Source organism: Variovorax sp. ISS6, from assembly GCF_056523145.1.
Map to the genome: position 1 here is coordinate 4,422,240 of NZ_JAWRZC010000001.1, position 11,214 is coordinate 4,433,453.

An 11,214-nucleotide genomic window follows, 5' to 3' on the forward strand; every position below is an offset into this window, starting at 1 on the left:
GCGCTCAGGGCGCCTTGGAACGGGTCTTCTTCGCGGGCGGATAGATCTCGCCCTCGCGCAGCAGCTCGAGCACGGTGTCGCGCTTGCGCAGCACGTGCGCGACCAGCACCTTGCGCATGGCGGCGGCATCGCGCGCGGCCAGCGCCTCGATCATCTGTTCGTGCTCGGCCACGGCGCTCTTCCACTTGGCCTCGTTCTGGTTGGTGCGAAAGCGCAGCGACTGCACGCGCGCATTGATCGAGCGGTAGGTGTTCGACAGCACCGGGTTGCCCGCGGCCTCGTTGATCGCCGAATGGATGCGCGCATTGAGCCGGTAGTAGCCCGAGAGGTCGTGCCGCGCGTAGCAGGCCAGCATCTCGTAGTGCAGCGCGCGCACCTCGGACAGCTGCTCCTCGGTGATGCGGCGCGCGGCCAGTTCGCCCGACATGCCCTCGAGCATGGACAGCACCTCGAAGGTGTCGATCACGTCGGCCTCGGTGAGCTTGACGGCCACCGCGCCGCGGTTGGGCAGCAGGTCGACCAGGCCCTCGGCCGCGAGCAGCTTGATCGCCTCGCGCAGCGGCGTGCGCGAGACGCGCAATTGCAGGCAGAGCTCGCGCTCGTTGAGCTTGGCGCCCGGCGCGATCAGGCCTTCGACCAGCATGGTGCGCAGCCGCGCCGCGACCTGGTCGTGCAGCGCGAGGCGGGAGATTTCGATGATTTCGGCGGTCATGGGATGCGTTCTTTGGGCCTCGTGATTGCATTTTGAATGCAAAAAAGAAGGGCTACAACCTTTGATGTTCAGGGTAAACCAGCAGAACAAAATGAATTTTGAATGCAAAACTGGCGCCGAAAGGACCCGCCATGCTGCAACTCGACCTCCATCCCACCGGCCGTCACTTCCTCCAGATCCCCGGCCCCAGCCCGGTGCCCGACCGCATCCTGCGGGCCATGAGCCTGCCCACCATCGACCACCGCGGGCCCGAGTTCGGCACGCTGGGCCTGAAGGTGCTCGGCGGCATCCAGCAGATCTTCAAGACGAAGCATCCGGTCGCGATCTACCCGGCCTCGGGCACCGGCGCCTGGGAAGCCGCGCTCGCCAACACGCTGAGCCCGGGCGACCACGTGCTGATGTACGAGACCGGCCACTTCGCCTCGCTGTGGCAGAAGATGGCCACGCGCCTGGGCGTGTCGACCGAGTTCCTCGCCTATGCGGGAAGCGACGACCAGTTGCCGAACGCGCCGAGCTGGCGCCGCGGCGTGCAGGCCGAGCTGATCGAGGCACGATTGCGCCAAGACACCGAGAAGAAGATCAAGGCCGTGTGCGTGGTGCACAACGAGACCTCGACCGGCGTCACCTCCGACATCGCCGCGGTGCGCCAGGCCATCGACGCGGCCGGCCATCCGGCCCTCTTGATGGTCGACAGCATCTCGGGCCTCGCGAGCGCCGATTTCCGCCATGACGAATGGGGCGTGGACGTCACGGTCAGCGGCTCGCAGAAGGGCCTGATGCTGCCGCCGGGCATCAGCTTCAACGCGCTCTCGCCGCGTGCGCTCGAGGCATCGAAGGGCGCGAAGCTGCCCAAGGCCTTCTGGGCCTGGGACGAGATCGTCGAGATGAACAAGGACGGCTACTGGCCCTACACGCCCAACACCAACCTGCTCTACGGCCTCTCCGAATCGCTCGACATGCTGCTGGGCGAAGGGCTGGACAACGTGTTCGCGCGCCACCGCCGCTGGGCCGCGGGCGTGCGCGCCGCGGTCCAGGCCTGGGGCCTGCCGATCCAGTGCGCCGACCCGGCCGTCTATTCGCCGGTGCTCACGGGCGTGATCACGCCCGAGGGCGTCGATGCCGATGCGCTGCGCCGGCTGATCCACCAGCGCTTCGACCTCTCGCTGGGCACGGGCCTGGGCAAGCTCAAGGGCCGCATGTTCCGCATGGGCCATCTCGGCGACAGCAACGACCTCACGCTGGTGGCCATGGTCGCGGGTGTCGAGATGGGCATGAAGCTCACCGGCATCAAGCTCGCGGGCAGCGGCGTGCAGGCGGCGATGGACCATTTCGCGAGCCATGCGGCCGCGCCGGTGGTGCTGAAGAAGGCCGCCTAGCGACACAGGGAGCCTCGATCGATTCCAGGCCGCAGCGCGCCGCTCGAACGGCGCGGCGGCCCCGGCGCGAGGGCCGCACGGACATGCGCCCTTCCCGCCCCGCATCCGACACCCCCATCCATCCACGGAGACAAGCACGATGCAACGACGTTCCCTGATCCAGGCCGCGACCGCCGCGGCCGCCACGCTGGGCGTGCCCCGGCTGTTCGCGCAGGACTGGCCCAACGCGCCGGTGCGCATCGTGGTGGGTTTCCCGCCCGGCGGCGGCACCGATGCGCTGGCGCGCGTGGTGGCGCAGAAGCTCACCCAGATGTGGAACCAGCAGGTGATCGTCGAGAACAAGGCCGGCGTGGCCGGCGTGCTCGCGGCCGACTACGTGGCGCAGCAGCCGAGCGACGGCAGCACGCTGCTGATGGCTCACATCAACAGCCATGCGCTCGCGCCCAGCCTGCAGCCCAAGCTGCGCTACAGCGTGGAGCGCGACTTCGTGCCGATCGTGCTGGTGGGCGTCACGCCCAACCTGCTGATCGCGAGCCCGGCGCAGAAGGCGCTCACGGTGAAGGACATCGTGGCCGCCTGCAAGGCCGCACCCGGCACGCTGAGCTTCGGCTCGGCCGGCGCGGGATCGGCGCAGCACCTGGCGCTCGAGATGTTCAAGCTGCAGGCCGGCGTCGATGCGCTGCACGTGCCCTACAAGGGCAGCGGGCCGCTGCTGGCCGACCTGATGGGCGGGCAGATCCAGTACAGCTTCGAGACCATGACCGCCGCCACGCCGCACGTGAAGAGCGGCCGCGTGCTCGCCGTGGCGCAGACGCGCACCCAGCGCGCCAAGGGCCACCCGAACGTGCCGACCATGCAGGAGCAGGGCTTCCAGGGCTTCGAGGCCACCACCTGGTACGGCCTCGCGGGCCCGGGCAAGCTGCCGGCCGCCATCGCGCAGAAGGTCAACCGCGACGTGAATGCCGTGCTCACCATGCCCGACGTGCAGGAGAAGCTCGACACCTACGGCGCCGAGGACGGCGGCGGCTCGCAGGACAAGTTCAGGCAGTTCATCCACACCGAGATCGCCAAGTGGGCCAAGGTGGTGAAGGACGGCAACGTGCGCGTCGAGACCTGAGAAGAAACACGAACAGCCGGACGCAGAGGACGCGAAGATTTCGCGAAGAACGCCAAAGAGAAATTCAAAATTTTTCTTGCCTTCCTTTCGCGTCCTTTGCGCAACCTTCGCGTCCTCTGCGTCCGGAAGTCCGCTCCCGTCTTCCGATGCATCCACCGTTTCACGCGATGCGGGTGGCGCGCAGCGCTATGGATAACTGAGAAGATCGGCCGCATGAACCCAAGCACCACCCCCTTGCCCCCTGCTCTCTCCGCGCTGGCCGACGCCCTCGTCGCCGCGCGCCGCGCCAACCGCACGCTCGATGCCGTGCCCTGGCTCGACACGCTGCACGAGCCCGCCGAGGCCTACGCGGTGCAGGACGCGGTGGCCGCGGCACTCGGCTGGTTCGACGCGGGCACCCTGCCCGGCTGCTGGAAATCCGGCGGCGGCTCGCGCAGCGCGACGCTCACGCATGCGCCGCTGCCGCCCGCCGGCGTGCGCCAGAGCCCGGCCGATTGCTCCGACCTCGTGTTCCACCAGCCCGGCATCGAGGCCGAGATCGCGCTGCGCCTGGGCCGCGAGGTCACGCCGGCACAGGCCGCGTCGCTCGACCATGAAGACGCGGCCGCGCTGGTCGATGCCATGACGGTCTCCATCGAGGTCTGCGATGCGCGCTGGCAGGACCGCGAGGCCGCCACGCCGTTGCTGCGGCTGGCCGACTCGCAGGTGCACGGCGCGCTGGTGCTCGGCGAATGGCGGCCCTTCGCCGCCATCGACTGGGCCTCGCAGCGCTGCGAAACCAGGATCGGCAACGCCGACACGGTGGTGCGCGAAGGCAGCCATCCGCTCGGCGATCCGGCCTGGCTGCTGCCGATCTGGCTGCGCCATCTCACGCGCCACGGCCAGGCCGTGCCGGCCGGCACGGTGGTCACGACCGGTTCCTGGATCGGCCTCTTGCCCTGCGCGCGCGGCGATCAGGTGACGGCCGATTTCCCCGGCATCGGTGCCGTGCGGCTGCGCGTGTAGCGCCCGCCGCCCACGCCCGAGCAGGCCACGAGGAAGTCGAGCACCGCGCGCACCCGCGCCGGCAGGGTGCCGGCCTTGCCGATGTAGACGGCGTGGATCGGCTCCACCTCGTTCGGGTTGAACTCCTCGAGCAGCGGCACGAGCCGGCCCGCGTCGATGTCGTGCTGCGTGTGATAGAGCGACAGCCGCGTGATGCCGGCGCCCGCGATCGCGAGGTGGCGCAGGGTCTCGCCATCGCCCGCGCGCACCGGGCCGGCCACCGGCAGCAGGATCGTCCTGCCGTCGATACGGAACGGCCAGTCGGGCGCGCTGCGCCGGTAGGTCCAGCCCAGGCGGCTGTGCGCCTCGAGTTCCTGCGGCGTGCGCGGCGTGCCGTACTTCGCGAGGTAGGACGGGGCGGCCAGGAGGGTCTGGCTGGTGTCGCCGATGCGCCGCGCCACCAGGTCGGAGGCCGGCAACTGGCCCCAGCGGATCGCGATGTCGGCGCGCTCGTCCATCAGGTCGACGATGCGGTCGGTCAGCGCGATGTCGAGCGTGATCTGCGGATGCAGTTCGATCAGCTTCGGCACCAGCGGTACCAGCATGTGGTGGCCGAAGGACACGCTGGCATTGATGCTGACCCGGCCGCGCGGTGCGGCACCGGCGGCGGCGCAGCGCTCGGCCTCGTCCATGTCGGCCAGCACGCGGTGGCTGCGCTCGTAGAAATGCAGGCCCTCGGGCGTGAGCTGCAACTTGCGCGTGGAGCGGTGCACGAGCTGGATGCCCAACCGCGCCTCGAGCCGCGCCACCAGCTTGCTGACGGCCGATGGCGTCATGCCCAGCAGCCGCGCGGCGGCCGAGAAGCCGCCCGCGTCGACCACCTGCACGAAGGCCTCCATCTCGCCCGAACGGTTGACCTCGATGCGCGGCATGGCGTGTTCTCCGGTGGATTCGGTTTGTGAGTTGAATTCACAAGTGCATTGACCGGCGGCATTCTAGTCAACGAGGGACTTCGTCCGCACAGTACAGGGCATCATGCCCATCGCTCTACTCGCCCTCACCGCCGGTGCTTTCGGAATAGGCACCACCGAATTCGTCATCATGGGCCTGCTGATGCAGGTCTCGACCGACCTCCAGGTCTCGATCACGGCCGCCGGCCTGCTGATCTCGGGCTACGCGCTCGGGGTCGCGGTCGGCGCGCCGCTGCTCACCATCGCCACCCGCCGGCTGCCGCGCAAGACCGTGCTGCTGGCGCTGATGGCGATCTTCACGCTCGGCAACATCGCCTGCGCGCTGGCACCCAGCTACGAACTGCTGATGGGCGCGCGCGTCATCACCTCGCTCGCGCACGGCACCTTCTTCGGCGTCGGCTCGGTGGTGGCCACCGGCCTGGTGGCGCCCGAACGCCGCGCCTCGGCCATCGCCATCATGTTCACCGGCCTGACCGCCGCCACCCTGCTGGGCGTGCCCTTCGGCGCCTGGCTGGGCCTGCACTTCGGCTGGCGCGCGGCCTTCTGGGCCGTGGCGCTGATCGGCCTCGTGGCGCTCGCGGTGCTGGCCGTGTTCGTGCCGCGCGTCGAGGGCGAGGCGAAGCCCGCGCCGCTGCGCGAGGAGATCGCCGTGCTGGCCCGGCCCCAGGTGCTGCTGGGCCTGGCGATGACGGTGCTCGGCTTCGCCGGCGTGTTCGCCGTCTTCACCTACATCCAGCCGCTCTTGACGCAGGTCACGGGCCTGCCGGAATCGGCGGTGTCGCCGATCCTGCTGGTGTTCGGCGGCGGCCTGGCCGTGGGCAACATCCTCGGCGGTCGGTTGGCCGATCGCGCGACCATGCCCGCGGTGCTCGGCACCTTGGCCGTGCTCGCGGTGGTGCTCGGCACCATGCAGTTCGCGATCGGCACGCCGATCGCGGCGGTGGTCTTCGTCGGCCTGCTCGGCGTGGCCTCGTTCGCCACGGTGGCGCCGATGCAATTGCGCGTGCTCGAGAAGGCCTCGGGTGCCGGCCAGAACCTGGCCTCGAGCCTCAACATCGCGGCCTTCAACCTCGGCAATGCGCTCGGCGCCTGGGCCGGCGGCGTGGTGATCGACCACGGCCCGGGCTTGCGCGCGCTCGGCTGGGCCGCGGCGCTCTTGACCGTGGCGGGCCTCGCGATCGCGCTGTGGAGCCGCGCGCTCGACCGGCGCGGCGAGCGCACCCTGCCCGGCGACTGCGCTTCGGTGCGCGCCTGATCCATCCAACGCTCAAGGAGAACTCTCATGGAACAACGCTTTCTCGGTCGCTCGGGCTTCAAGGTGCCCGCCCTCGGTTTCGGCGCCGGCACCTTCGGCGGGCAGGGCCCGCTGTTCAGCGCCTGGGGCAACACCGGCACCGACGGCGCGCGCCGCATCGTCGACATCGCGCTCGATGCCGGCGTGAACCTGTTCGACACCGCCGACGTCTATTCGAACGGTGCCTCCGAGACCATCCTCGGCGCCGCGCTCAAGGGCCGGCGCGACAAGGCCATCGTCTCGACCAAGCTCTCGCTGCGCGCGGGGGACGGGCCGAACCAGGTCGGCGCCTCGCGCCACCACCTGGTGGGCGCGACCGAGGCCGCGCTCAGGCGGCTGGGCACCGACTACATCGACATCCTGCAGCTGCACGCCTTCGACGCGATGACGCCGGTCGAGCAGGTGCTTGGCACGCTCGACGCGCTCGTGAAGTCGGGCAAGGTGCGCTACATCGGCATGTCGAACTTCTCGGGCTGGCAGCTGATGAAGTCGCTCGCGGCCTCCGACCGGCTGGGCCTCGAGCGCTACGTGGCGAACCAGACCTACTACTCGCTGGTCGGGCGCGACTACGAGTTCGAGCTGATGCCGCTGGGCCTGGACCAGGGCGTGGGCGCGATCGTCTGGAGCCCGCTGGGCTGGGGCCGCCTCACGGGCAAGATCCGGCGCGGCCAGCCGCTGCCCGCGGGCAGCCGGCTGCACGAGACCGCCGGCTTCGCGCCGCCGGTGGACGACGAGCGCCTCTACCGCGTCGTCGATGCGATGGACATCGTGGCCGAGGAAACCGGCAAGACCCATGCGCAGATCGCACTGAACTGGCTGCTGCAGCGGCCCACGGTGGCCAGCGTGCTGATCGGCGCGCGCGACGAGGCGCAGCTCACGCAGAACCTCGGCGCCCTCGGCTGGCAGCTGAGCGACGCGCAGATGGCGCGGCTCGACACGGCCAGCGCGATCGCGCCGCCCTATCCGTACTACCCGTACTGGAACGGGCAGTTCGCGGAGCGCAGCCCGGTGGCGGTGCCGATCAACGCGCCGGCCTGAGCTCGCCGGCCGACACGAAGCGGCGCGCGCGCATCCACTTGGTCACGACCCATTTCTCGCCGCGTGTCACAGGCGCGCTCGCGTGCAGCGAGCGCGCGTCGACGCGCCCCTCGTCGTCGCCGTACTCGAAGTAGCAGGCATTGCCGCGAATCGGCGACATCGCCAGGCCCAGCTGCGGAAAGACGGTTTGGCCGCCCTCGGGCACGTCGTTGAGGTAGGTCACGAGCGTGCTCACGCGCTGGCCGCTGCGCGCGATCGATTCGCGGTTGGCCAGGTTGCTCGGCGCCAGGTAGTCGTGGTGCGGATCGCTGCCCGCGCCCTCCGGGTAGTGCAGCAACTGCAGGCCCTCGCCGTTCTCCAGCGGCAGGTTCATCAGCGCCGACAGTCGGCGGTCGAGGCGGGCCACGAGCTCGTTCTCGGCCAGGCGGAAGAACATGCCCCAGCTCGCGCGCCGGTCGCTGACCACGTCGCGCCCGCTCATCGGATCGACCAGGGTGGAAGGCGCGAGGCGCGGCCGCGCCATCTCGATCAGGGCCCGGCACTCCTCGGCATCCATCACATTGCCCAGCGAGGCATGGACCGGGTCCTCGCCGCGCGCATGCACGACGATCTCGCGGTCGATGGCCTGGATCCGCGTGCCCGCTGCGAGCCGCATCGCGGGCCGGGCGGCGCCCGCGTCCGGCAGTTCGATGGCACCGTCGGGCATCGCCGCGCCGCGCTGCCGCGCATCGACATGGGCCGCGACGATGGCCTGCGCGGCGCGTTCGTTCATGCCCTTGCCGCGCATCGTGGCGACCAGCGCCTGCGGCATCTGGCCGCCATCGAGCATGCCCTGGAGCCAGCGTCCCAGTTCGGGGGAGAAGCGCACGACGGTGCTCATGGCCGTGTCACTGCTCAGACGGGACCCAGGTGCGGCACCCAGCCCTTGTCGCCGCGCGTGAAGCCCTGGCGCAGCTGCAGCGGGCCGTTGGCGCCATTCATGATGCGCGCGACCATCGGGAACACGCGCTGTGCGTCGGGGTCCTGCATCCACGGCGCCGGCTCGATGCGGTAGGTGTAGCTCACCACGGCCATCGGATGGCTGGCGTCGGTGCCGGCCAGCTTCACGTCGACGATCTTCTCGCGCTGCAGGTGCGCCACGCAGAAGTCGTTGGCATGTTCGGCATCGCGGGTGGCATGCGAATGCGGCTTGTAGAACTTGCGGCCCTCGTCGGTCAGCTCGAAGCGCTTGACCGCGCCGTCGGGGTTCTCGGCGCTCTTGGGTGCGGCGACGATGGTGCTGCGCACCAGGCCCAGCTTCTCCATCACCGGGAACTGCACCGCATGGCGCGCGCCGGAACCGGCCTCGGCTTCGGTCAGGTCGATCGGCCAGTCGAACATCGCGAGGCAGATGTCGCCGCGCTCGGCCAGGTAGGCGTCGAGCGGGGCCGCGAGGTTCTCGGCGGTGGGGGCGCTGGCGTCGGGGCCGGCGCTGCAGGCGGCGAGCGCGCAGAGCGCGCCCATCGCCGTGAGGGTTGTCAGGGTCTGGAGCGAGGAACGGAGATTCATGGGGTTCTGGTGGAGGTATCGGGTAGCCAAGGCGGGGCTCAGTGCAGGTCGAGTTCGTCCGCGACCCAGCCGCGCCGCGTGAGGTGGACGCCGAGGCGCATCTGCATCGTTCCCTCGCGCTGGATCGCGCGCGCGAGCAGCGGGAAGGCCTGCTGCACCTCGGGCGCGGCGGCCCAGGGATCGAGCGCGATGCGGTAGGTGAAGAGCAGCGAAGTCGTCGTGCGCTCGTCGCGGGTCTGCGGCGGGTCCCAGCCGACCAGGCGGTCGAGGCTCAGGGTGGCCGCGCAGAGGTCGCCCGGATGCACGACGGTCTGCGTGGTGGTGCGCACCACCACGGGCACCTGCAGGTAGTGCTGGCGCCCCGTGTCGGTCAGCGCGTATTCGCGCGCGGCCGCGACGTCCTTGCCGGTCACGAAGCCGAGCTTCTCGAGCAGCGGCATCTGCTGTGCGTCGGGCGCCTGCGAACCGGCCGGCACCGTGATCGGCCAGTCGTACTTGGCCAGGCACACATGGCCGCGCTGCGCGAGGTAGTCGCTGGCGGCCGCGGTGAAGTTGTCGCGGTTCGGAAAGCGCGCCTCTTCGTTGCCACAGGCGGTCAGCACGACCATCGGCAACGCTAGGCACGCGGCGATGCCGAAGCGCCGCCAGGAATTCAAGCGCGGGCCCGTCATTTCGTGCACCGGCCGGAAGTCGCTGGCGTGGCGGTCGGCTGGTAGCCGTCGCTCAGCGTGCCGAGGAAGCAGGTCAGGTCGGCGATCTGCTCGGCCGTCATGGCCGGTGCCGATCCCGGTGCGCGCGGCCTGGTGCCGCTGGCGGCCGTCTTGTCGCCGCCCTCGCCCGTGCCCAGCGGCACTTCCTCGTCGACGTTGCCCTGCTGCACGCGCGGCAGGTCGTTGTACTTGCGCACCGTCGCGCCCGGCACGGTGGTGGGCTGCAGCGCCCAGGCCGGATTCGCTTGCGGCGCGCCCTGGCCGTCCTTGTCGGCCGGATACCAGTATTCGGGATGGGTGTCGCGCGTGTTGTAGAAGTTGAGCACCTGCTCCATCGAATGGAACACGCCGTTGTGGAAGAAGCTGCCGCGCGTCGCCACGTTGCGCAGCACCGGCACCTTGAACATGCCGCAGTAGGGGTTCGCCGTGTCCGGCGTGGCGGGTATGTGATCGGTGCGGAAGGGACCGCACAGCCCCATGTCGAAGTACTTCGGATCGTCGTTGGCCGGGATCGGATCGGGATTGTTCGGAATCGAGCGGTCGTTGCGCGGCGCGGCCAGCGCCTGGTAGGTGAAGTCGGTCATCAATCCGGTGTTGCCGTTGAAGTTGGCGCCCGTGTAGTGGCAGCCCGAGCAGTTGGCGACGCCGCTGCTGTGGAACAGCACCTCGCCGCGCCGCTCGGCGGGCGTCAGCGCGCCGCCGATCTTGTTGAAGACATAGAGGTCGTACTTGCTGCTGTACGGGTGGAAGCTCAGGTCCTCGGTCTCGAGCGCCTGGATCGCCTTGCCCAGCGCATCGAAGGCCTGGTCGGTGTCGTCGAACACCTGGGCGCCGAAGGCCTGCTGGAACAGCGCCGCATAGCTGCCCTCGCGCACCGCCTTCACCACCGCCTCCTTCGAGGCGGCATTCATCTCGACCGGGTTGAGCAGCGGCAGCGCGGCCTGCGCCGCCATCGTGGCCGCGCGGCCGTCCCACATGAAGCCGCCGCCCGGCGACTCGGAGGTCACGCCATCGGGGTTGGGCGCGTTGTCGTCGTAGGCCGGCGTCGATTCGCGGTAGCGCAGCGAAGGCACGGCGCGCGCGCCGGTCTGCGCGATGTCGGAACCGAGCTGCACCGAGATGCTGTTGGGCGGACCATAGGCGTACTGCGGGTCGTGGCAGCTCGCGCACGACATGTTGCCGCCGCCCGAGAGCCGCTTGTCGAAGAAGGCCAATTGGCCGACCTGGGCCGGCAGGCTCAGCACCTGGGGACGCGCCGCGACGGCGCCCTTGGCGGCCGCCGGGTCGGTACTGTTGCAGGCCGCCAGGGCCCACAGCGCGGCCGCGAGCACCATGCCGAGCGCGACCGTCTTTTCCATTGCCAAGTTCATCATTCAACGTTGCATCCCGCGAAGGGGCCAGGCCGCCTTGCGGGATTTCGGAAACCTGAAACGCCGGATTCCAGGCGGTCCGCAACGGATCCCG

The 11,214-nt window shown here is 70.0% G+C and carries 11 protein-coding genes; 5 read left to right on the forward strand and 6 right to left on the reverse strand.

Translation table 11 applies throughout. From position 1 onward, the window contains the following. Nucleotides 1-4: 4 nt before the first annotated feature. Nucleotides 5-712, reverse strand: a complete 708-nt coding sequence (locus AC1HIL_RS20600) for a GntR family transcriptional regulator (RefSeq protein ID WP_261205684.1) — start codon at nt 710-712, stop codon at nt 5-7. Nucleotides 713-843: 131 nt separating this feature from the next. Here AC1HIL_RS20600 and AC1HIL_RS20605 point away from each other — a divergent pair, with 131 nt between their 5' ends. The 3 genes from AC1HIL_RS20605 (at nt 844) to AC1HIL_RS20615 (ending at nt 4,210) form a co-directional block, all read left to right on the forward strand. Further along, entirely contained in the window at nt 844-2,088 is a 1,245-nt protein-coding gene (locus tag AC1HIL_RS20605; protein ID WP_479669901.1) for a pyridoxal-phosphate-dependent aminotransferase family protein, read from the forward strand. Between the two features lie 139 nt (nt 2,089-2,227). Next, on the forward strand, nt 2,228-3,205 hold the full coding sequence (locus AC1HIL_RS20610) for a Bug family tripartite tricarboxylate transporter substrate binding protein (protein ID WP_479669902.1): 978 nt from the start codon (nt 2,228-2,230) through the stop codon (nt 3,203-3,205). Between the two features lie 213 nt (nt 3,206-3,418). After that, entirely contained in the window at nt 3,419-4,210 is a 792-nt protein-coding gene (locus AC1HIL_RS20615; protein ID WP_479669903.1) for a 2-keto-4-pentenoate hydratase, read from the forward strand. Here AC1HIL_RS20615 and AC1HIL_RS20620 read toward each other — a convergent pair. Continuing rightward, nucleotides 4,159-5,121, reverse strand: coding sequence for a LysR family transcriptional regulator (locus AC1HIL_RS20620; protein ID WP_261205680.1), 963 nt, complete (start codon nt 5,119-5,121; stop codon nt 4,159-4,161). The two genes, AC1HIL_RS20615 and AC1HIL_RS20620, sit on opposite strands and share 52 nt — an antisense overlap. A gap of 103 nt (nt 5,122-5,224) precedes the next feature. On the opposite strand from AC1HIL_RS20620, the gene AC1HIL_RS20625 reads away from it, so the two are divergent. Further along, a complete protein-coding gene (locus tag AC1HIL_RS20625) occupies nt 5,225-6,415 on the forward strand; it encodes an MFS transporter (protein WP_422096958.1) in 1,191 nt (396 codons plus the stop codon). Nucleotides 6,416-6,442: 27 nt separating this feature from the next. Then, a complete protein-coding gene (locus tag AC1HIL_RS20630) occupies nt 6,443-7,492 on the forward strand; it encodes an aldo/keto reductase (protein ID WP_413763494.1) in 1,050 nt (349 codons plus the stop codon). Here the strand turns inward: AC1HIL_RS20630 and AC1HIL_RS20635 are convergent. Genes AC1HIL_RS20635 through AC1HIL_RS20650 form a run of 4 tightly spaced genes read right to left on the reverse strand, consistent with a single transcriptional unit; the run spans nt 7,476 to nt 11,108 of the window. Beyond that, nucleotides 7,476-8,372 carry a 2OG-Fe(II) oxygenase gene (locus AC1HIL_RS20635; protein WP_479669904.1) on the reverse strand — a complete coding sequence of 299 codons (897 nt, stop codon included), beginning with the start codon at nt 8,370-8,372 and terminating at the stop codon, nt 7,476-7,478. The genes AC1HIL_RS20630 and AC1HIL_RS20635 overlap by 17 nt on opposite strands. A 14-nt stretch (nt 8,373-8,386) precedes the next feature. Then, entirely contained in the window at nt 8,387-9,040 is a 654-nt protein-coding gene (locus AC1HIL_RS20640) for a hypothetical protein (RefSeq protein WP_296736921.1), read from the reverse strand. A 38-nt stretch (nt 9,041-9,078) separates the two neighbouring features. Beyond that, a complete protein-coding gene (locus tag AC1HIL_RS20645; RefSeq protein ID WP_296736919.1) occupies nt 9,079-9,696 on the reverse strand; it encodes a hypothetical protein in 618 nt (205 codons plus the stop codon). A gap of 11 nt (nt 9,697-9,707) precedes the next feature. Further along, complete coding sequence (locus AC1HIL_RS20650; RefSeq protein ID WP_479669905.1) at nt 9,708-11,108, reverse strand: cytochrome-c peroxidase; 1,401 nt, start codon at nt 11,106-11,108, stop codon at nt 9,708-9,710. Between the last annotated feature and the right edge of the window lie 106 nt (nt 11,109-11,214).

Coding starts and splice junctions, on each gene's coding strand:
- AC1HIL_RS20610 (WP_479669902.1), top strand. CDS start 2,228: ATGCAACGACGTTCCCTGATCCAGGCCGCGACCGCCGCGGCCGCCACG.
- AC1HIL_RS20615 (WP_479669903.1), top strand. CDS start 3,419: ATGAACCCAAGCACCACCCCCTTGCCCCCTGCTCTCTCCGCGCTGGCC.
- AC1HIL_RS20605 (WP_479669901.1), top strand. CDS start 844: ATGCTGCAACTCGACCTCCATCCCACCGGCCGTCACTTCCTCCAGATC.
- AC1HIL_RS20625 (WP_422096958.1), top strand. CDS start 5,225: ATGCCCATCGCTCTACTCGCCCTCACCGCCGGTGCTTTCGGAATAGGC.
- AC1HIL_RS20650 (WP_479669905.1), bottom strand. CDS start 11,108: ATGGAAAAGACGGTCGCGCTCGGCATGGTGCTCGCGGCCGCGCTGTGG.
- AC1HIL_RS20630 (WP_413763494.1), top strand. CDS start 6,443: ATGGAACAACGCTTTCTCGGTCGCTCGGGCTTCAAGGTGCCCGCCCTC.
- AC1HIL_RS20640 (WP_296736921.1), bottom strand. CDS start 9,040: ATGAATCTCCGTTCCTCGCTCCAGACCCTGACAACCCTCACGGCGATG.
- AC1HIL_RS20620 (WP_261205680.1), bottom strand. CDS start 5,121: ATGCCGCGCATCGAGGTCAACCGTTCGGGCGAGATGGAGGCCTTCGTG.
- AC1HIL_RS20600 (WP_261205684.1), bottom strand. CDS start 712: ATGACCGCCGAAATCATCGAAATCTCCCGCCTCGCGCTGCACGACCAG.
- AC1HIL_RS20635 (WP_479669904.1), bottom strand. CDS start 8,372: ATGAGCACCGTCGTGCGCTTCTCCCCCGAACTGGGACGCTGGCTCCAG.